21 protein-coding genes are annotated in these 19,930 nt (G+C 67.9%); 14 read left to right on the plus strand and 7 right to left on the minus strand.

What is annotated here, in order from left to right:
• The first annotated feature begins 29 nt into the window (after positions 1 to 29).
• The 8 genes from AC3A6J_RS05405 (at position 30) to AC3A6J_RS05440 (ending at position 6,886) form a co-directional block, all read left to right on the plus strand.
• Positions 30 to 362, plus strand: coding sequence for a YbaB/EbfC family nucleoid-associated protein (locus tag AC3A6J_RS05405; protein WP_012747441.1), 333 nt, complete (start codon positions 30 to 32; stop codon positions 360 to 362).
• A 7-nt stretch (positions 363 to 369) separates the two neighbouring features.
• Positions 370 to 960 carry a recombination mediator RecR gene (gene recR / locus AC3A6J_RS05410; protein WP_487858883.1) on the plus strand — a complete coding sequence of 197 codons (591 nt, stop codon included), beginning with the start codon at positions 370 to 372 and terminating at the stop codon, positions 958 to 960.
• A 34-nt stretch (positions 961 to 994) separates the two neighbouring features.
• Positions 995 to 1,387, plus strand: a complete 393-nt coding sequence (locus tag AC3A6J_RS05415; protein WP_487858884.1) for an MAPEG family protein — start codon at positions 995 to 997, stop codon at positions 1,385 to 1,387.
• A gap of 148 nt (positions 1,388 to 1,535) precedes the next feature.
• A complete protein-coding gene (locus AC3A6J_RS05420; protein ID WP_487858885.1) occupies positions 1,536 to 2,570 on the plus strand; it encodes an ABC transporter substrate-binding protein in 1,035 nt (344 codons plus the stop codon).
• Between the two features lie 73 nt (positions 2,571 to 2,643).
• Positions 2,644 to 3,459 carry an ABC transporter ATP-binding protein gene (locus AC3A6J_RS05425; RefSeq protein ID WP_487858886.1) on the plus strand — a complete coding sequence of 272 codons (816 nt, stop codon included), beginning with the start codon at positions 2,644 to 2,646 and terminating at the stop codon, positions 3,457 to 3,459.
• A complete protein-coding gene (locus AC3A6J_RS05430) occupies positions 3,456 to 4,295 on the plus strand; it encodes an ABC transporter permease (protein WP_487858887.1) in 840 nt (279 codons plus the stop codon). Before AC3A6J_RS05425 ends, AC3A6J_RS05430 begins: the two co-directional genes overlap by 4 nt.
• Positions 4,296 to 4,638: 343 nt before the next feature.
• Complete coding sequence (locus AC3A6J_RS05435; protein WP_487858888.1) at positions 4,639 to 6,171, plus strand: BCCT family transporter; 1,533 nt, start codon at positions 4,639 to 4,641, stop codon at positions 6,169 to 6,171.
• Between the two features lie 16 nt (positions 6,172 to 6,187).
• Positions 6,188 to 6,886: a MarC family protein gene (locus AC3A6J_RS05440; RefSeq protein WP_487858889.1), complete on the plus strand. Its 699-nt coding sequence runs from the start codon at positions 6,188 to 6,190 to the stop codon at positions 6,884 to 6,886.
• Here AC3A6J_RS05440 and AC3A6J_RS05445 read toward each other — a convergent pair.
• Both AC3A6J_RS05445 and gloB read right to left on the minus strand, forming a co-directional pair.
• The gene (locus AC3A6J_RS05445) at positions 6,883 to 8,481 is read right to left on the minus strand and encodes a transglycosylase SLT domain-containing protein (RefSeq protein ID WP_487858890.1); all 1,599 of its coding nucleotides are present in this window, start codon (positions 8,479 to 8,481) and stop codon (positions 6,883 to 6,885) included. The genes AC3A6J_RS05440 and AC3A6J_RS05445 overlap by 4 nt on opposite strands.
• Entirely contained in the window at positions 8,478 to 9,257 is a 780-nt protein-coding gene (gene gloB / locus AC3A6J_RS05450; protein ID WP_487858891.1) for a hydroxyacylglutathione hydrolase, read from the minus strand. Before gloB ends, AC3A6J_RS05445 begins: the two co-directional genes overlap by 4 nt.
• Here gloB and AC3A6J_RS05455 point away from each other — a divergent pair.
• Complete coding sequence (locus AC3A6J_RS05455; protein WP_487858892.1) at positions 9,256 to 10,062, plus strand: class I SAM-dependent methyltransferase; 807 nt, start codon at positions 9,256 to 9,258, stop codon at positions 10,060 to 10,062. The two genes, gloB and AC3A6J_RS05455, sit on opposite strands and share 2 nt — an antisense overlap.
• On the plus strand, positions 10,059 to 10,511 hold the full coding sequence (rnhA, locus tag AC3A6J_RS05460) for a ribonuclease HI (protein WP_487858893.1): 453 nt from the start codon (positions 10,059 to 10,061) through the stop codon (positions 10,509 to 10,511). The genes AC3A6J_RS05455 and rnhA overlap by 4 nt, the downstream gene beginning before the upstream one ends.
• 23 nt (positions 10,512 to 10,534) lie before the next feature.
• On the opposite strand, the gene moeA is transcribed toward rnhA, so the two are convergent.
• Genes moeA through AC3A6J_RS05480 form a run of 4 tightly spaced genes read right to left on the minus strand, consistent with a single transcriptional unit; the run spans position 10,535 to position 14,989 of the window.
• Positions 10,535 to 11,854 carry a molybdopterin molybdotransferase MoeA gene (gene moeA, locus AC3A6J_RS05465; RefSeq protein ID WP_487858894.1) on the minus strand — a complete coding sequence of 440 codons (1,320 nt, stop codon included), beginning with the start codon at positions 11,852 to 11,854 and terminating at the stop codon, positions 10,535 to 10,537.
• Positions 11,851 to 12,504, minus strand: coding sequence for a molybdenum cofactor guanylyltransferase MobA (gene mobA / locus AC3A6J_RS05470; RefSeq protein WP_487858895.1), 654 nt, complete (start codon positions 12,502 to 12,504; stop codon positions 11,851 to 11,853). The genes moeA and mobA overlap by 4 nt, the downstream gene beginning before the upstream one ends.
• Entirely contained in the window at positions 12,501 to 13,652 is a 1,152-nt protein-coding gene (gene moaA / locus AC3A6J_RS05475) for a GTP 3',8-cyclase MoaA (RefSeq protein WP_487858896.1), read from the minus strand. Before moaA ends, mobA begins: the two co-directional genes overlap by 4 nt.
• 50 nt (positions 13,653 to 13,702) lie before the next feature.
• The gene (locus tag AC3A6J_RS05480) at positions 13,703 to 14,989 is read right to left on the minus strand and encodes a serine hydrolase domain-containing protein (RefSeq protein WP_487858897.1); all 1,287 of its coding nucleotides are present in this window, start codon (positions 14,987 to 14,989) and stop codon (positions 13,703 to 13,705) included.
• Positions 14,990 to 15,156: 167 nt separating this feature from the next.
• Here AC3A6J_RS05480 and AC3A6J_RS05485 point away from each other — a divergent pair, with 167 nt between their 5' ends.
• Entirely contained in the window at positions 15,157 to 16,044 is an 888-nt protein-coding gene (locus AC3A6J_RS05485; RefSeq protein ID WP_487858898.1) for a ZIP family metal transporter, read from the plus strand.
• Positions 16,045 to 16,064: 20 nt separating this feature from the next.
• Here the strand turns inward: AC3A6J_RS05485 and AC3A6J_RS05490 are convergent, their stop codons facing one another.
• Positions 16,065 to 17,498 (minus strand): aldehyde dehydrogenase family protein, encoded by a 1,434-nt coding sequence (locus AC3A6J_RS05490; RefSeq protein ID WP_487858899.1) that lies wholly within the window; start codon positions 17,496 to 17,498, stop codon positions 16,065 to 16,067.
• 136 nt (positions 17,499 to 17,634) lie between these two features.
• Here AC3A6J_RS05490 and AC3A6J_RS05495 point away from each other — a divergent pair, with 136 nt between their 5' ends.
• The 3 genes from AC3A6J_RS05495 to AC3A6J_RS05505 are packed head-to-tail and all read left to right on the plus strand — an operon-like array spanning position 17,635 to position 19,854.
• Positions 17,635 to 19,212, plus strand: coding sequence for a phospholipase D-like domain-containing protein (locus AC3A6J_RS05495; RefSeq protein WP_487858900.1), 1,578 nt, complete (start codon positions 17,635 to 17,637; stop codon positions 19,210 to 19,212).
• Between the two features lie 53 nt (positions 19,213 to 19,265).
• Positions 19,266 to 19,637, plus strand: coding sequence for a hypothetical protein (locus AC3A6J_RS05500; RefSeq protein ID WP_487858901.1), 372 nt, complete (start codon positions 19,266 to 19,268; stop codon positions 19,635 to 19,637).
• On the plus strand, positions 19,624 to 19,854 hold the full coding sequence (locus AC3A6J_RS05505; RefSeq protein WP_487858902.1) for a hypothetical protein: 231 nt from the start codon (positions 19,624 to 19,626) through the stop codon (positions 19,852 to 19,854). The genes AC3A6J_RS05500 and AC3A6J_RS05505 overlap by 14 nt, the downstream gene beginning before the upstream one ends.
• Positions 19,855 to 19,930: the final 76 nt, after the last annotated feature.

Genomic DNA, 19,930 nt, shown 5'->3' on the forward strand with positions numbered 1-19,930 from the left:
TCATTCATCCCAACCATTCAGGACCAACGATGTTCAACAAAGGACAACTGGCCGGCCTCATGAAGCAGGCGCAGGCAATGCAGGACAACCTCAAGAAGGCCCAGGAAGAACTGGCCACCATCGAGGTCGAAGGCGAGTCGGGCGCGGGCCTGGTCAAGGTCGTGATGACCTGCAAGCACGACGTCAAGCGCATCACCATCGACCCGAGCCTGCTGGCCGACGACAAGGACATGCTCGAAGACCTGGTGGCCGCCGCCTTCAATGCCGCGGTGCGCAAGGCCGAGGAGACGAGCGAGCAGAAGATGGGCAAGCTGACGGCCGGCATGCCGGGCCTGCCGCCCGGCATGAAGCTGCCGTTCTGAGCCACGGATGGCCGACGCCAGTTCGCTCGACGCGCTGGTCGATGCATTGCGCCGCCTGCCGGGTGTGGGGGTCAAGTCGGCCTCGCGCATGGCCTTCCACCTGCTGCAGCACGACCGCGAGGGCGCACAGCTGCTGTCGCGCGCCTTGCAGCAGGCGGCCGGCAGCGTGCGCCACTGCGAGCGCTGCAACACTTTTACCGAAGCGCCGGTGTGCCATGTGTGCCTCGACCCGCGACGCGACGCGACCAAGCTCTGCGTGGTCGAGACACCGGCGGACCAGGCCGCGCTCGAACGCACCAATGCGTTCCGTGGCTACTACTTCGTGCTGATGGGAAAGCTCAGCCCGCTCGACGGTATCGGGCCGAAGGACATCGGCTTGCAGAAGCTGTTCGAGCGGGCGCTCGACGGCACGGTCAGCGAGGTCATCCTGGCGACCAACTTCACGGCCGAAGGCGAGGCCACCGCGCACGTGATCGGCGAAACGCTGAAGCAGCGCGGCCTCAACGTCACGCGGCTCGCGCGCGGCGTGCCCGCCGGCAGCGAACTCGAATACGTGGACCTCGGCACCATCGCGCACGCGCTGGTCGATCGTCGATAGCAAGCAGCCGCCGCTGCGCAATGAAGACAACCCCATGACCTTCTCGTCCCTCACCATCGCCTACTGGTGTGTCTTCATCGCCTGCGGTTTGCCGTACCTCGCCGCATGGACCGCGAAGGCCGGCAGCTTCGGCCCGCACGACAACATGCATCCGCGCGACTGGGCGAGCAAGCAGAGCGGCTGGCGCGCGCGTGCCAACAGCGCCCAGGCCAACAGCTTCGAGGGCCTGCCGTTCTTCATCGGCGCGGTGATCATCGCGCATCAGCTCGGTGCCGCGCAGGCTCGGCTCGACATGTTCGCGGCGGCCTACGTGGTGCTGCGGCTCGCCTACATCGCGCTCTACATCAAGGGCCTCGGCGGTGCACGCAGCGCGGTGTGGGCGCTGGGTTTCCTGGTCAACATCGCGATCCTTTTTATCGCGCCGTAAGAGGGCCTCGGCCCGCTCTGCAGAGGCCTCGTTAGAGGCCTTCATGCTTACGTGGAAACCCGCACGGGATGACCCCGATGCCGAGCGCAGGCACGCGCCCCTAAGCTCGATTCAATTCAAGAATCCAAGAGCCCCGCAGGACCGCGCCATGCTTCATCGCAGAACCCTTATCACCGCATCCGCAGTCGCTGCCGCCTCGGTCGCACTGCCGCGGGTCTTTGCGCAAGCCAAGCTCGAGAAGACGAAGATCTCCATTGCAGTCGGTGGCAAGGCGGCGTTCTACTACCTGCCGCTCACCATTTCCGAACAGCTCGGCTACTTCAAGGCCGAAGGGCTCGAGATCGAGATCTCTGACTTTGCCGGCGGCGCGCGTGCGCTGCAGGCGGTGGTCGGCGGCTCGGCCGACGTGTGTTCCGGTGCCTACGAGCACACCATCAACCTGCAGGCGAAGAACCAGTTCTTTCAGGCCTTCGTGCTGCAGGGCCGCGCACCGCAGATCGCCGTGGGCGTGTCGACCAAGAACATGGCGGGCTACACGGGCATCGCGGATCTCAAGGGCAAGAAGATCGGCGTCTCGGCACCGGGCTCGTCGACCAACATGGTGGCCAACCTCGTGCTGTCGCGCGGCGGCCTCAAGGCCAGCGACGTGAGCTACATCGGCGTGGGCGTCGCGGCAGGGGCGCTCACGGCGCTGCGCTCGGGGCAGATCGACGCGATCAGCAACACCGACCCCGTCATGACCATGCTCGAGCAGAAGGGCGACGTGAAGATCATCAGCGACACGCGCACGCTGAAAGGCACGCAGCAGGTATTCGGCGGCCCGATGCCCGCGGCGTGCCTCTATGCGCCGATGGACTTCGTGCGGAAGAATCCCAACACCTGCCAGGCGCTGGCCAACGCGATCGTCCACGGCCTCAAGTGGCTGCAGACGGCGGGGCCCGGCGACATCATCAAGACGGTGCCCGAGACCTACCTGCTCGGCGACCGTGCGCTGTATCTCGCCTCGTTCGACAAGGTGCGCGAGTCGATCGCCACCGACGGCCTAGTGCCCGAGGAGGGCCCCAAGACCGCACTGGCTGCGATCGCGAGCTTCGACACCGCTGTGAAGGCCGACCGGATCGACCTGGCGAAGACCTACACCAACGATTTTGCAAAGCGCGCGAAGGACAGGTTCAAAGCCTGATTTCGAACGCCTTCGCGACCCGGCTCCGGCCGGGTTTTTTCTTGCGGTGCCCGGCACCAGAAATTTGCCCGACATGTCCGACCACGCACTCGAGCTTCTTTCGATTCACTGCATCTTCCATTCGCGCGACGATCCCGGCCAGCGCTACACCGCGGTGGCCGACACCACGCTGCGCGTGCGCGCTGGCGAGTTCGTCTCGGTGGTGGGACCGACGGGATGCGGCAAGTCGACGCTGCTCAACGTGGCCGCGGGGCTGCTCGTGCCGTCTTCGGGCACCGTGAAGGTGTTCGGCCAGACGCTTGCCGGCATCAATGCGCGCGCGGGCTATATGTTCCAGACCGAGGCGCTGATGCCGTGGCGCAATGCCATCGACAACGTGATGGTGGGGCTGCAGTATCGCGGCGTGCCCGATGCCGATGCACGTGAACAGGCCGAGGCATGGCTTTCACGCGTGGGGCTCTCGGGCTTCGGCGATCGCTATCCGCACCAGCTCTCGGGCGGCATGCGCAAGCGCGTGGCGCTCGCGCAGACGCTGGTGCTCGACCCGGACATCCTGCTCATGGACGAACCCTTCAGCGCGCTCGACATCCAGACGCGTCAGCTGATGGAGAACGAAGTGCTCGATCTCTGGAATCTCCGCAAGAGGGCGGTGCTGTTCATCACGCACGATCTCGACGAGGCGATCGCGATGAGCGACCGCGTCGTGGTGCTCTCGGCCGGCCCGGCCACGCACCCGATCGGCGAGTTCGAGATCGACCTTGCGCGGCCACGCAACGTGGCCGAGGTGCGCACGCACCCGCGCTTCGTCGAGCTGCACACGCGGATCTGGGAGGTGCTGCGCGACGAGGTGCTGAAGGGCTATGCGCAGCAACTGAAAAAGGCCGCATGATGTCTCGCTTCGGCCTGAACGAACGCAATGCGCGCTTCTGGCAGTTGATGCTGCTGGTGGTGCTTCTCGCGACATGGCATCTCGCGTCGCGCAACCAGCAGATCGCCTTCTTCCTCGGCGAGCCGGTGCAGGTGGCGGGGCGCATCTGGAGCTGGTTCCTGCCGTTCGCTGTGCCGCCGAACCCGCTGTTCCCCGACGGCCTGAAGGGCAACGCCGACATCTACCGCCACCTGGGCACCACGCTGCTCGAAACCGTGCTGGCCTTCGGCATCGGCACGCTGCTCGGGCTGGCCTGCGGACTCTGGCTCGCGCTGGCGCCCACTGCGAGCCTCATCCTCGATCCGTACATCAAGGCGGCCAACTCGATGCCGCGCGTGATCCTGGCGCCGATCTTCGCGCTGTGGTTCGGCCTTGGCATCTGGAGCAAGGTGGCGTTGGCGGTGACGCTGGTGTTCTTCATCGTCTTCTTCAACGTCTACCAGGGCGTGCGCGAGGTGAGCCCGGTGGTGCTGGCCAACGCGAAGATGCTCGGCGCCAACCAGCGGCAACTGCTGCGCACCGTGTACCTGCCGAGCGCTACCAGCTGGGTGTTCTCGAGCCTGCACACCTCGGTGGGGCTGGCGTTCGTAGGGGCGGTGGTCGGCGAGTACCTGGGCTCGGCGCGCGGGGTGGGGTACCTGATCCTGCAGGCCGAAGGCACCTTCGACGTGAACACGGTGTTCGCGGGCATCGTGGTGCTCACGGCCTTTGCGCTGCTGCTCGATGGGCTGGTCGGCTGGATCGAGAGGCGCCTCATGAAATGGCAGCCGCGCAGCGGCGAGACAGAGAAGCTGTAAGCGGGGAACAGAGGCCGGATTGACCGCTGCCAATGCAAGTCAACTACCGGATCTGTCTACTTCTTCACGCTGCTGAATTCATGTAGCCCTTTAGACTTCATGGGTTCGGCAACGGACGTCGAGGCTGCGCCACCGCGTGCAGCCATTGCCGTCCACGAGTCCGACGCCCTTGCTGACGGCCCCGTCGCCGCGTCCCCGGACGCGCACACGACAGGCGTGCTGCCACATCGGGCCTCCTCGCTGCCGTTCCATTCGACCGCCATATCGCGCCGGAAGCCCGTGCTTCCCGCCGCCGCTCCAGGATGTCCCTGGACGGCGAGGCCGGTCACCAAGGGAAAAAAACATGCAACTCATCGTCTCGGCCGGATTGATCCTGGCCATCGTCCTGTGGGGCATCGTCGCGCCCGCCCACCTGGGCGCCGTGTTCGACGGCGCACTGGCCCTCATCACGCACAACTTCGGCTGGTTCTACCTGTGGGTGGTGCTGGGCCTGGTCGTGCTCGCACTGGTATTGGCATTCAGCCGCTTCGGCGATTTGAAGCTCGGTGCCGAAGACGAAGAGCCCGAGTTCTCCGTCGGCGCCTGGTTCGCGATGCTGTTCGCCGCGGGCATGGGCATCGGCCTGGTGTTCTGGGGCGTGGCCGAGCCTGTCTCGCACTACGGCGCACCGCCGCCGGGCATCGCGGCGCACACGCCCGAGGCCGCGCATGCGGCCATGCGCTACAGCTTCTTCCATTGGGGCGTGCACCCTTGGGCGGTGTACAGCGTGGTCGCGCTGGCGATCGCGTTCTTCCAGTTCCGCCGCGGCGGCTCGGCGCTGGTCAGCACGGCCGTCGAGGCGCTGCCCTGGGCGCCGATGAAGCACCTGGGGCCGGTCGTCAACGTGCTGGCCGTGATCGCGACGGCATTCGGCGTGGCGGCCTCTCTCGGCATGGGCGCGCTGCAGATCAACAGCGGCCTCAACGCGGTGTTGGGGTTGCCGGTGGGGCAGGGCTCGCAGCTCGGAATCATCGCCGTCACCACGGTGCTGTTCCTGGTTTCGGCCGTCAGTGGCGTGGGCCGCGGCATCAAGTGGCTGTCGACCTTCAATCTCGTCCTGGCTGCGTTGCTGGCCATGGCCGTGTTCATACTCGGGCCGACGGTGGCCATCATCGACACGCTCACGACCACGCTGGGCACCTATGCGAGCGAATTCGTTCGCATGAGCCTGCGCATGACACCGTTCCGCGACAGCGGCTGGGTCGGTGGCTGGACCATCTTCTACTGGGCGTGGTGGGTCTCATGGGCGCCGTTCGTGGGCCTGTTCATCGCCCGCGTGTCGCGTGGGCGCACGGTGCGCCAGTTCATCCTCGGTACCGTGGCCGCGCCTGCCGCAGCGGCCTTCCTGTGGTTCTCGGTGTTCGGCGGCGCAGCACTCAACATGGAAATCATCCAGCACCTGCCGATCGCCGACGCCGTCAAGGCCGACGTCTCGACCGCGCTGTTCGCGATGTTCGATCAGCTGCCGCTGGGCACGCTGATGTCGGGCCTGGCGACGGTGCTGGTGGTGGTGTTCTTCGTCACCTCGGGCGATTCGGCGGTGCTGGTGCTGGGCATGATGACCAGCGGCGGCGACCCGAACCCGAGCGCCCGCGTGAAGATCACCTGGGGCCTGCTGGTCGCCGGCATTGCCGCCAGCCTGCTGCTGGCCGGCGGGTTGAAGTCGGTGCAGACGGCGACCATCGTGTTTGCGCTGCCGTTCACCGGCGTGATCGTGCTGATGGCGATTTCGTTGTGGCGCGGCCTGAGCGAAGATTACGAGGCCGAGCGCCTGCGAGAACGCGCGCTGCGCCAGCGCATGCGCGATATCGTCGAGCATCAGCCCGGTCTGCGCTGACCAAAGGAGCCGTACCGTGACACTCGAATTGTTTGGCGCATTTGGCAAGGGATTCCTGTTCGCTTTTGCAACGCTGCTGCCGATCCTGAATCCCGCGGCGACGGCGCCCATCTTCCTCGGCCTCACCGAAGGGGCTTCGGCACCGACGCGCGCGCTGCTGGCCCGGCGCATCGCACGCAACGCGTTCTGGCTGGTGCTGGGCGCAATGCTGGTCGGGGTCTACGTGCTGGAGTTCTTCGGCATCTCGCTGCCCATCGTGCGCGTGGGCGGCGGCCTGATCGTGGCGGCCAATGCCTGGCGCATGCTCTCCGCCTCACAGCCCGCCAGTACCAGCCAGAGCGCGCTGGCCGAGGCCTACACGCCCGAGATGGCGAGCCGGCAGGCCTTCTATCCGCTGACGTTCCCGATCAGCTGCGGCCCAGGCTCGATCGCGGCCGCGATCACGATCGGCGTGTCGCTGGCCGGGCCGCGGCTGTCGTTCACGCTCGCGCGCACAGGTGGTGCGGTGCTGGCGCTGGTGGCGGTCGCGGTGCTGATGTACCTGGCCTTCCGCTATGCGCAGCGCCTGCTGCGGCCTTTGGGCGAGGCGGGCGCTGTGATCTTCCTGCGCCTGTCGGCCTTCATCCTGCTGTGCCTGGGCGTGGAGATCGTGTGGGACGGCGTGCACGAACTGGGCGTCGAGCTCCTGCGTGACGCGCGGGCTGCGAGCTCCTAGCGCTTCTTCTTCGCCGACGCGCCACTGCGCGGTGCGACCGGTCGCTTGCTCGCCGGCCGTGACTTGATCATGTTGCCGCGTGCTGCCACGGGCTTTACCGCGCTGTTGCCGCGTTTAGCGACCCGGCCGCCCACCGCGCGCTTGGCGCCCGAGCCGACATGGGCGCCGCGTGCGGCACGCACGGGCAGGTACACCACCACGCTTTCGCCGCGCTTGAACGCATGGTTGACCTTGACGTCGTTCCAGTCGGCCACGCTGGCGGACTGCAGCCTGTAGCGGCGCGCGATGCTCGCGACACTGTCCCTGCGGCCGGCCTTGACGGTGGTGCGGCGGGTGATGATCTCGGGCTGGAAGCTCAGTTGGCCGGTCTGGGCCACCACGGCGGTCACGTCTTCCTTGACGCGGGCGCCGCGCGGCACGATGAGCGTCGAGCCGGCCCGAATCAGCATGCGCGGCGGAATGTTGTTGAGCGCGCGCAGGTCGGCCTCGCTCATGCCCGCACGCTGCGCCGCGTCGGCCACCGTCATCGTGCCGGGCACGACCCAGGCGGTCCAGCTCGCATACTGGCCCTGCGTGTAGGCGTCGAAGTTGCGCTGGAACACCGCTGCGTTGTCCCAGGGCAGCAGGATCTGCGGCGTGAGCGCGGCGATCAGCACCGGCTTGTGGGCGGCAGGATTGAGCGCACGGAAGTCTTCGATGCGCACGTCGGCCAGCTTGGCCGCGAGTTCCACGTCGAGGTCGCGCGTCAGCGTGACGGTCTGGAAATACGGGTGGTTGGGAATCAGCGGCAGTTCGGTGGCGAAGGCCTGCGGATTCGCGACGATGTTCTTCACCGCCTGCAACTTGGGCACGTAGTAGCGCGTCTCGTTCGGCATCGAGAGATCGCTGTAGGTGGTCGGCAGGCCGAGGCGCTGGTTCTTCGCGATGGCGCGGCTCACGCTGCCTTCGCCCCAGTTGTAGGCAGCGAGCGCCAGCTGCCAGTCGCCGAACATGCCGTAGAGCTTCTGCAGATAGTCGAGTGCCGCGCGGGTCGAGGCAACCACGTCGCGCCGGTCGTCGCGGAAGAGGTTCTGCTTCAGGTCGTAGTCGTTGCCGGTGGCCGGCATGAACTGCCACATGCCCGCCGCACGTGCGCTCGAGACGGCTTGCGGGTTGAAGGCGCTTTCGATGTAGGGCAGCAGTGCGAGCTCGGTCGGCATGTTGCGCCGCTCGAGCTCTTCGACGATGTGGAAGATGTACTTGTTCGAGCGCTCGGCCATGCGCTGGATGTAGTCGGGCCGGGTGGCATACCACTGTTCGCGGTCGCGCACGATGTCGCTCTCGAGGTTCGGCATCTTGAAGCCGCGGCGAATGCGATCCCACATGTCCGCAGGCGGCGCCAGCGTGACGACGCTCTGCGAATGGGCTTCGCTGCTGGTGATCGGCGTGAGCGGGCCGCCGGGGAAGACCGGTGCCGCGCTGCGCGACGCTGCGGCGCCGGCACCTCCGGCAGTGGCATTCTGGTTGGCGGCCGTGGAGGAAGAAGAGCCGGTGGTGCCCGCGCACCCCGCGAGCAACAGGGAGCCTGCTAGGCAGACGGCAGCGATAAATTTCATCGGAAATCGTTTTTCCATTGGCGCAGCGCTGCGAACACCTCGGCTTCGGCCGCATTGGCGGAAAGCTCGGCATGTTCGCGCACCGCTTGGAGCACAGTGGCTTCGCGGCTGCGAAGAAATGGGTTGATCCGGCGTTCGGTGTCGAGTTGCGCGGGCAGCGTGGGCTGCCCTTGCGCGCGCAGGCTTTCGCAATGCGCGATGTACTGAGTCAGATCGGTGTTGGCGGGTTCCACCGCCTGCGCGAAACGCAGGTTAGAAAGTGTGTATTCGTGGGCGCAGCAGACGCGGGTGTCGCCCGGCAGCGCCGCGAGGCTGTCGAGCGATGCGAGCATCTGTGCAGGCGTGCCCTCGAACAGGCGTCCGCAACCGCCGGAGAACAGCGTGTCGCCGCAAAAGAGCAGCGGCGTGCGGCCTTCGCCGGCCGGAAGAAAGTAGGCAATGTGCCCGGCCGTGTGGCCCGGCACGTCGATGACCGCGAAACGCAGCCCGAGCACTTCGGCGCTGTCGCCATCGTGCAGCGGCTGGAAGGGTTCGGGAATGCGCTCGCGCGCGGGACCGAACACCGGTGCGCCGGTCGCAGCGTGCAGCGCGGCCACGCCGCCGGTGTGATCGGCGTGATGGTGCGTGACTAGAATCGCGGCGAGCTGCAGCTTGTCGCGCGCCAACGCGTCGAACACCGGTTGAGCGTCGCCCGGGTCCACCACGATTGCGTGGGGCCCGTCCTGCAGCATCCAGATGTAGTTGTCGGCGAAGGCGGGCAGCGGAACAAGGGTCATGAGCGGTCAAATTATAGGTTTGCAGGATTGGTTCGCGACCCCCCCTGGCCGCTATCTTCTGGCGTGGGAACAGGCTCAGTTCGACGAAGCCGTGGCGGACATCTTCGGCTATCACGCGCTGCAGCTCGGCGCTGCCGAGGTCGATGCCCTGAGCACCAATCGCATGCCGCACCGCTGGCTCGCGCTGGCCGAGCCGCACGCAGAGCACAAGGCAGCGCTCATCACCGACTTCGCCGCGCTGCCGTTCGCGGCCAACAGCCTCGACCTCGTGGTGCTGCCGCATGCACTCGAGCTGAGCCAGGACCCGCATGCGACGCTGCGCGAAGTCGAGCGCGTGCTGGTGCCCGAAGGCCGTGTGGTGATCTGCGGCCTGAACCCGACCAGCCTCTGGGGCATGCGCCAACGCCGCGCGCACCTCTACCGCAAGCTCGGTTTCGGCGAATTGTTTCTGCCCGAGGGCGGCGAGTCCATCGGCTACTGGCGCATGCGCGACTGGTTGCGGCTGCTGAGCTTCGAAGTGGAGTCGGGCCGTTTCGGCATCTACCGGCCCGCGGTGCGCAGCGAAGCATGGCTCGAGCGCTGCCACTGGATGGACACCGCGGGCGAGCGCTGGTGGCCCATCTTCGGCGCGGCGTACTTTCTGGTGGCCGTCAAGAGGGTGCGCGGCATGCGCCTGCTGAGCGCCGACTGGCGCCGCGCCGCGGCGCGCGCCACCGCACCGGTTCCCATCGCAGGCAAGATGCACAGCACCACCGGTCAGCCGGTCGAATACCGAAGAACAGAGAGAAGGAAAGAAGAGTCTTGAACGAAGTTGTGATCTACACCGATGGTGCATGCAAAGGCAACCCCGGCCCCGGCGGCTGGGGCGCGTGGCTCAAGTCGGGCCCCACCGAGAAGGAGCTGTTCGGCGGCGAACTCAACACCACCAACAACCGCATGGAACTCACCGCGGTGATCGAGGGCCTGGCCGCGCTCAAGCGGCCCTGCAAGGTCATCCTCTACCTCGACAGCCAGTACGTGCGCATGGGCATCACCGAATGGATCCGCGGCTGGAAGGCCAAGGGCTGGCTCACCTCGACCAAGCAGCCGGTGAAGAACGTCGAACTCTGGCAGAAGCTCGACAAGCTCGTGGCCGAGGGCGGCCACGTGATCGAGTGGCGCTGGGTCAAGGGGCATTCGGGCGACCCCGGCAACGAGCGCGCGGACATGCTCGCGAACAGGGGCGTCGACAAGGCGCTGGGCCGAAGAGCCTGAGGCTGTCTCGGCTTCGGGGTGGACTAAATCACCCCTTCGAACATCATCACGTCGACTTCGTCCCCCGCGGCCACGTCGCCCTGGGCGTGGTGCAGCACCACGAGTCCGTTGGCCTCGACCATCGAACTCAGCACGCCCGAGCCCTGGTTGCCGGCAATGCGGACCTCGGGCAGCGCGCCGGCGACGGCCTGAACGAAGCCGCGCTGGTATTCGGTGCGGCCGGGCTTCTTGCGGATGGCGCTCGCGGCGCGCGCGCGCAACATGGGTGGCGGCGCGGCGGCGGTGTCGTGGCAGCCCATCATGCGCAGCAGGGCCGGCCGCACGAAAGCAAGGAAGGTGACCATCACCGCCACCGGGTTGCCCGGCAGGCCGAAGAGCGCGGCGGCGCCGCGTCCTGCCACAGACTGCTGGCGTGGGATGAGGCCGACCGCCATCGGCCTGCCGGGCCGCATGGCGATGCGCCAGAACGCCATGTCGCCGAGCTGCTGCATCACGGCGCGCGTGTGGTCGGCCGCGCCGACGCTGACGCCGCCGCTGGTGATGATGGCGTCGGCCTGGTCGGCGGCCCGCTGCAGCGTGTCGGCCAGTGCGGCCGGGTCGTCGCCGACGAGGCCGAGATCGATCACTTCGCAACCGAGCCGCGTGAGCAGGCCGAACACCGTGTAGCGGTTGCTGTCGTAGACCGCGCCTTCGCGCGGCGGCTCGCCAAGGCTCAGGATCTCGTCGCCGGTGGAGAAGTACGCCACCCGCAGCCGCCGCAGCGCGGGCACCGATGCGATGCCGAGGCTTGCGACCATGCCGAGCGCGGCGGGTGACAGCCGTTCGCCGCGGCGCAGCGCGGGCTGGCCCTGCATCAGGTCCTCGCCCGCGAAGCGGCGGTTGTCACCGCGGCGCAGCACCCGGGCCGGAAAGCTCACGCGCTCGCCGTCGATCTTGCAGAACTCCTGCGGCACCACGGTGTCGAGCCCTGCGGGCATGACCGCGCCGGTCATGATGCGGACGGCCTCGCCGGCTGCGACCGTGCCACGCCAGGCTGCACCCGCGAGTGCAGTGCCCACCACGCGAAATTCGACCGAGGCGTCGATCGGCGCGTCGGTCGGCAGCGCGGCGCCGTCGAATGCAAAGCCGTCCATTGCGGAGTTGTCGTGCGGCGGCACGCTGACCGGCGAGACGATGTCTTCGGCCAGCACCCGGCCGAGCGCCTCGCGCAGCGGCACCGGTTCGGTTTCCTTGACGACGGCGGGCGCGACCAGTTGCGTGAGGAAGGACTGGACGCCTTCGACGCTCAGGGCCTGGGGGTCGTAGCCCGCGAGGGCGGAGGCAATGTCGGCGATGCGGCTCATCGGTTCTCGAGGGCGTGCAATTCGGCCAGCGTGTTGGCGTTGAAGAAAGCGTCGGGCGCATCGCCCGGCCGGTCGAAGGGCACGAGCACGGTGCGATGCTGCGCGGTCCAGGCGTCGATCTTGCGCCCGCCCGCGTGCGTGAACTTCACGAGGCTCTCGAGCAGCGTGGTGCGCAGCAGGCAGAACACCGGCTGTGGCCGCAGCACTGGCGCTGCGCCGGGCTCGGGCGCAGCTTCGGGCGCGCTGACCATCGCGATCTCGGCGTCGTCGGCCGCCATGGCCTCGGACAAGCGGCTGGCCAGGTCGAGCGGAAAGAGCGGCGTGTCGCACGGCACGGTGAGCAGGTAGGGCGTCTCGCAGCGCTCGAGCCCGGTCAGGAAGCCCGCGAGCGGACCCGCGTAGTCGGCCAGGCTGTCGGGCCAGACCGGCACGCCGAAGGATTCGTAGGCCGCGAGGTTGCGGTTGGCGTTGATCATGACCTCGCCGACCTGCATGCCCAGCCGCAGCACCGCATGCATCGCGAGCGGCGAGCCGTTGAAGTTCTGCAGGCCCTTGTCGATGCCGCCCATGCGCGAGCCGCGGCCGCCGGCGAGCAGCAGTCCGGTGATTTCGCCGGGGGGAATGTTGGTGTTGTCAGGTGTGGGGTTCATCCGCCGATGTAGCTCATTTCGACGCGCCGCGGCGCCCGGTCGCCGGCGTCGTGTTCGCCGCTGTCGGGGCCGCGTAGCGCGCGCAGTTCGGAATAACGGTCGGCGCGGCCCTGCCAGATGTGGCCGATGGCCGAGCCGATCTCCTCGTCGCTGGCCGTGCCGCGCAGCAAGGGGCGCAGGTCGTGGCCCGCGCTCGCGAAGAGGCACAGGTAGAGCTTGCCTTCGGTGGACAGGCGCGCGCGGCTGCAGTCGCGGCAGAAGGCCTGCGTCACGCTGCTGATCACGCCGACCTCGCCGCCGCCGTCGGCATATGCCCAGCGCTGCGCCGTTTCGCCGGCGACGCTGGGGTCGAGCGGCACGAGCGGGAACTCGGCCGCGATCCGGGCGATGACGTCGGCCGAGGGCAGCACCTCGTCCATGCGCCAGCCGTTGGTGGCGCCCACGTCCATGTATTCGATGAAGCGCAGCACCACCTTGCCGCCGTGATGGTCGCGGAAGTAGCGCGCCATCGGCAAGATCTCTTGCTCGTTGGTGCCGCGCTTGACGACCATGTTCACCTTCAGCGGCCCGAGCCCGGCCTCCTGGGCAGCCTCGATGCCGGCCAGCACGTCGGCAACCGGGAAGTCGACGTCGTTCATGCGGCGGAACACCGCGTCGTCGAGGCTGTCGAGGCTCACGGTCACGCGCTTCAGGCCGGCATCCGCCAGCGCCCGGGCCTTGCGCCGCAGCAGCGAGCCATTGGTGGTGAGCGTGAGTTCGAGCGGTTCGCCGTCGGGCGTGCGGAGTTCGGCGAGTTGCCCGATCAGCACCTCGATGTTCTTGCGCAGCAGCGGCTCGCCGCCGGTGAGGCGGATCTTGCGCACGCCATGCGCTGCGAACAGGCGCGCGAGCCGGGTCATTTCCTCGAAGCTCAGCAGTGCGCTGTGCGGCAGGTACTGGTAGTCCTTGTCGAACACGTCCTTCGGCATGCAGTAGCTGCAGCGGAAGTTGCACCGGTCGGTCACGCTGATGCGCAGGTCGGTCAGCGGCCGGCCCAGCTGGTCGAGCAGGCTGCCCGTGGCGGGCACGGCGATCTCCGGCACCGAGACGGCGGGTCGCGCGCGGCCGACTTCGGAAAGCGGAATGACGGTGGTGCTTCGGGTGTTCATGGGGCTGGAGCCAATTTACCCGATCGGGGCAGGGGCAGGGCCGGCAAGGGCTACTTGAGTACCGCGGCGTAAACCATGTTGCGCAGCAGGCTGCGGTAGTGCTGGCGGTGTTTTGGTGACTGCAGCATCAGCACCACGAAGAGTTCGTTCTTCGGGTCGACCCACATGTAGGTGCCGCCCGCGCCGCCCCAGTTGTATTCGCCGGCCGCCGACGGGTAGGGCGCCTCGCCGTCGCTGCGGCGCACCGCGAAGCCCAGGCCGAAACCGTAGCCCGGGCCCGGCAGGTAGAGCGGGCCGGGGACGATGCCGGCGCCCGCGTTCGAGTGGTCGGCGGTCATCAGCGCCAGCGTGCGGGGGCCGAGGTAGCGCTTGCCATCCAGCGTGCCGCCGTTCAGCAGCATCTGCAGGAAGCGCGCGTAGTCGCTCGCGGTCGACACCAGCCCGCCACCGCCCGATTCGAACCTGCGCACCATGCGCGGGTCGTTGAGTTCGGCTCCTACGCCGAAGCTGCGGTCGGTCGGCAGCGGCTCGGCGATGCGGGGCTGGCGTGCCGCTTCGGGCACGTAGTAGCTCGTGTCCTTCATGCCGAGCGGGTCGAACAGGCGCGCCTTCTCGAACTGGTAGAGCGACTGGCCCGAGACCACCTCGACGAGCCGGCCGAGGATGTCGGTCGAATAGCTGTAGTCCCAGGTTGTGCCGGGCTGGTAGGCCAGCGGCAGCTTCGCGAGCCGCTGGGAGAACTCGGCATTGTCGGGATCGCCCGCGCCGAGGCCGGCCTCGTTGTAGGCGCGCTTGACGAGGCCCGGACCGAAGAAGCCGTAGGTCAGGCCCGAGGTGTGGCGCATCAGGTCCTGCACCGTGATCGGCCGGCGGGCGGGCACGGTCTCGAGCACGGGTTTGCCGTCGGCACCGGGCTTTTCCACGCCGACGGTCATGCGGGCGAACTCGGGCAGGTACATCGAGATCGGATCGTCGAGCTTCAGGCGCCCGTCTTCGACCAGCATCATTGCCGCCACCGTGGTGATGGGCTTGCTCATCGAATAGATGCGGAAGATGCCGTCGCGCGGCATCGGCGTGCCAGCCGCCGGATCGAGCGCGCCGACCGGCTCGAACCACGCCACCTTGCCCTGGCGCGCCACCAGCAGCACGGCGCCCGGGATCTTTCCGGCGGCCACATCGGCCTTGAGCCGGTCGGTGGCCATCTGCAGGCGCTCAGTGGAAAGGCCGACCTGCTCGGGCCGCGCGGTGGGCAGCGACTGCGCCGAGGTCAGCTGGCCGGCCGCGAGGCTCAGGCCCACGAGGGCCGTGCGCAGGCCGCATGCGAAGAGGAACTTCATCGTCGTTGTCTCCTGGATGTTCTTTGCCGCGGGGCAGTGTATCGGCGCAGCGGCTGGACGAGCTTGATGAGAATTACTATCATTCTCCTGCCTGACTACGCAGCAATCCGCATCGACGCAAAGGGCTCTTTTCAAGGCAGAAGGGCTTGCGAACCGTGTTTTTCCCCATGTTGCCGCTTGGCGATCTCTCGTTGCGCCAACGGATCGGCCTGGCGATCGTTGCCGCGGGTGTGCTCGCGCTGACCGTGCGCTTCTGGCAGTTCGTCGCGGGCGATCCCATCGCATCGAGCGCGCTCGCGGGCGGCCTGGTCGCCGCACTGGCCACCGCGCTCGGCACGCTGCCGGTGCTGTTCTCGCAGAAGCTCCCCGACCGCCTGCAGGACACGCTGTTCGGCTTCGGCGCGGGCGTGATGCTCGCGGCCTGCGCGTTCTCGCTGATCATCCCGGGGCTGGAGGCGGCGAAGGCGGCGCAGGTCTTCGGCGGCGGCGCGTGGGCCGCGGGCGGCGTGATCGGCGCGGCGATCCTGCTCGGCGGCGCGGCGCTGATGCTGCTCGACCGCGTGCTGCCGCACGAGCACTTCATCAAGGGCCTCGAAGGGCAGGGCGCGCACCGGCTGCGGCGCACCTGGCTGTTCGTGTTCGCGATCGCGCTGCACAACCTGCCCGAGGGCCTGGCTATCGGCGTGGGTTACGCGGCCGGCAACGGCGTGCAGGCGGACGCGCTGGCCACCGGCATCGCGATCCAGGACGTGCCCGAGGGGCTGGTTGTCGCCGTGGCGCTGCTCACGGCCGGCTACCGGCGCGGCTTTGCGGTGGCCATCGGCATGGCTTCGGGGCTGGTCGAACCCGTGGGTGCGGTGCTCGGCGCCGCCGCCGTCGGCCATTCGGCCGCGCTGCTGCCCTGGGGCCTGGGCTTCGCGGCCGGTGCGATGCTGTTCGTCATCAGCCACGAGATCATTCCCGAATCGCACCGCAAGGGGCACGAAAGCTTCGCGACCAGCGGGCTGATGCTCGGCTTCGTGCTGATGATGCTGCTGGACACGGCGCTGGGCTGAGTGTCCGGCAGCGGCTGGCTTCAGCCGTGCTTGATGGCCACCGTCTTGAGCGTAGTGAAGCCGTAGAGCGCCTCGAAGCCTTTTTCGCGGCCGTAGCCCGACGACTTCACGCCGCCGAAGGGCAGCTCGACGCCGCCGCCTGCGCCGTAGTTGTTGATGAACACCTGGCCGCTGCGCACGCGCTTGGCCATGCGGAACTGGCGCGCGCCGTCGGCGGTCCACACGCCCGCCACCAGCCCGAACTGGGTGGCATTGGCCAGTGCGACCGCTTCGTCCTCGTCGGCGAACTGCATCGCGGCGAGCACCGGGCCGAACACCTCTTCCTGCGCCAGCCGGTGGTTCACCGGCACGTCGCGCAGCAGGGTGGGGGCCTGGTAGAAGCCGGTTTCAGGCGCCTCGTCGACCACGACGCCCTGCGCCACCATCGGAATGCCGGCCACCTGGGCGTCGCTCAGGAAGTCCCACACGCGCTGCTGCTGGGTCTGGCGGATCAGCGGGCCGACGTCGAGGTCCATGGCGGCGGGGCCGACGCGCAGCGCCTCGAAGGCATGGCCGAGGCGCTCGAGCAGCGGCTCGTAGATGCCGCGCTCGATCAGCACGCGCGAACCGGCCGAGCAGGTCTGGCCTGCGTTCTGCACGATGGCATTGATGAGCACCGGAATGGCCGCGTCGAGGTCGGCATCGGCAAAGACGATCTGCGGGCTCTTGCCGCCGAGTTCGAGCGTGACGGGGCAGTGCCGCTCGGCCGCCACCTGCTGGATCAGCGTGCCGATCTTCGGGCTGCCGGTGAAGCTGATGTGGTCGATGCCGGCGTGTCGCGCGAGCGCATCGCCCACTTCGTGGCCGTAGCCGGTGACGATGTTGATCGCGCCCGCCGGAAACCCGACCTCGGCCGCGAGTTGGGCCACGCGGATCAGCGACAAGCAAGCGTCTTCGGCGGGCTTGACCACGCAGACGTTGCCCGCCGCCAGCGCGCCGCCCACGCTGCGCCCGAAGATCTGCATCGGGTAGTTCCAGGGAATTACGTGACCGGTCACGCCGTGCGGCTCGCGCCAGGTGAACACGCTGTAGCCCTCTTGGTAGGGAATGGTTTCGCCGTGCAGTTTGTCGCAGGCGCCCGCATAGAACTCGAAATAGCGCACCAGCGCCACCGCGTCGGCGCGCGCCTGCTTCACGGGCTTGCCGCAGTCGCGCTGCTCGATATAGGCAAGCTCGTCGACATGCTCGGCGATCTTCTGCGAGAGCTTGTGGAGCAGCCGGCCGCGGTCGGCGGCGCTTACCTTGTGCCAGACCCCCTCGAAACAGGCGCGGGCAGCGCGGACCGCGGTGTCGATGTCGTCTGCGTTGCTGCGCTGGATTTCGTCAAAAGGCTGGCCGTCGGAAGGATCGAGCACCGGCAGGGTGCGGCCCGAAGCGGACGGAACGTTGGCGTTGGCGATGAAGTTGAGTTGCATGGGGCGGGATTTTGCGCGAAGCGGCGCGGCGCCGCCGGGCGCGGGCGTCATCTCGCGCGACAGCATGAAACCGGCGCGGCCTCGCGTGCGTACCTGTACAACGACGCACATACAAAACAGAACGAGCGGGATCTTCATGACGACAGGCTGGAATCGACTTTGGCGCGCGGCGCTCGCGGGGCTGCTGCCCGCGCTGCTGGCCGCCTGCGGCTCGCTTCCGCCGGTTCGCGAGCGGCCGGCGGAACATGCGACTGCGCCCGACCCGGGCACCGTGCTGGCAAGGATCGCCGCGGCCTCGACGCCGCCGGGCGGGCACTCGGGCTTCCGGCTGATGCCGCTCGGCGTGTATTCGCTCGATGCGCGTGTGCAGCTGGCGCAGCGCGCCCAGCGCTCGCTGGTGGTGCAGTACTACCAGCTGGAGAACGACGCCACGGGACGCCTGCTGATGCGCGCCCTGCGCGAGGCCGGCGCGCGCGGGGTCAAGGTGCGCCTGCTGGTCGACGATCTCTACACCGCCAAGAGCCAGCAATTACTGCTGGCGCTGTCGGACGCGCCCAACGTGGAGGTGCGGCTTTTCAATCCGTTCTGCTGCGGCCGCGGCGGGCTGCTGTCGCGCTTCGCGGCGTCGCCGCACGAGATCGTGCGGCTCAACCATCGCATGCACAACAAGCTGTTCATCGCCGACGGTGCAATGGCGGTGGTGGGCGGGCGCAACATCGCCGACGCCTATTTCATGCTCAGCGAGGCACAGAACTTCATCGACATGGACGCGCTCGCGGTCGGCAAGGTGGTTGCGCAACTCGAATCGATCTTCGACGCCTACTGGAACAGCCAGCAGGTCTGGCCCGTGGCGGAGATCGTGCGCGGGGAGGGCGGCCGCACGCCGACCGGCGCCGACTTCGACGCCGCGATCGGCATGGCGGCGCCGCCGCCTCGGATCGTGTTGCCGTCGGCCGACGTGCTGGGCTATGGACCGATCTCCACAGAGCTGGACGTCGGGCGCATGGGGCTGTTGTGGGGCGAGGCACGCGCGATCGCCGATCCGCCGACCAAGCCGACGACCATGACGGCCAAGGAAGCCATTGCCACCAGCGTGACGATGCAGGTGTGGACGCTGCTGATGAATGCCAAGGTCCAGGTCGACCTTACCTCGCCTTACCTGGTGCCCGGCGAAGGCGGCATGGCGGCCTTCGAGGACCTTGCGCGGCGCAAGGTCAAGCTCACGCTCCTCACCAATTCGCTGGCCGCCAACGACGAGCCCCTGGTTCACACGGGTTACGTGCGCTACCGTGAGCGGCTGCTCCGAAGCGGCGCCGACCTGTACGAGCTGAGCCCGCAGCGCAGGCTGGCGGGCGATCGCTCCGGCATGTTCGGCAAGTCGCTCGGGCGGCTGCATTCGAAGACCGCCGCGATCGACGGGACGCGCATCTTCGTCGGCTCGATGAACCTCGATCCGCGCTCGGCGAGCCAGAACACCGAGATGGGGGTGGTGGTCGACAGCCCGCAGCTTGCAGGCGAGATGCTCCGGGTCATCAACATCAGCAAGCTGCAGAGCGCCTACCGTCTGCGTCTTGCCAAGGACACCGGTACGCTGCAATGGCTCACGACCGACGGCGAGAAGGAAATCGTCCTGACCGCTGAGCCGGAATCGGGCTTTTTGCAGCGGTTCTACAACATGCTCATCGCGCCCCTGGTGCCCGAAATGCTGCTGTAGCCAGCAGCCCCACCGGCGGGGCAGGCACTTGCATAGGCGTATGCTGCCCCCAGATGCAAACCATGAACACGACCCAAAATCCGTCTCCCAAGACCGATCTGGCAGTGACCCACGTGCTGGCTCAACTGCTGGAGCGACTCGAGCACAGCGCCGTTCCCGTTGGCGCCGAGCAGTACCGCTCGGTCGTCGAGCACCTGGTGCAGGAATTCAGCGACATCGAGCCCGGCGCCGAACTCGGCCGCCTGCTCGACGCTTATCCGGCCGCCGCCGAGGTGTACGAGAACCTCAACTACCAGCATGCCGGCCTCTGCCGCTCGGGCCTCGACGCGGCGCTCGCCGCCGAAGTCATCGCCAGCAAGGCCATCGAGCGCGCCAAGCGTCTCGCCATCGAACCCAGGAAAGACGAAGCCAATGGCCAAAGCTGAGGTCAAGACCGCCGTCGTCGAAGACGGCCTGCGTTACAAGTCCAAGACACCTGGATCGCCGTTTCGCGCGTCGGCGTCGTTCAGCGGCGCCACGATGTCCTGCTTCATGTGCGGCAAGCATCGCGTGCGCTCGCAGTTGCGCACGCGCCAGGTGCTCGGCAAGTCGCAGACCGTCTGCGCGCCGTCATGCAAGGCGCTCGACGAATCCTTGGGTTGACTGCCTCCTAGCAGCCGCGGCGGCACTGCCGCGACATGCCCCGCGCGAGCATTGCGGTTCTTCTTCCAAATCGAAC

The sequence above is a fragment of the Variovorax sp. Soil_C_39 genome (assembly GCF_057656815.1).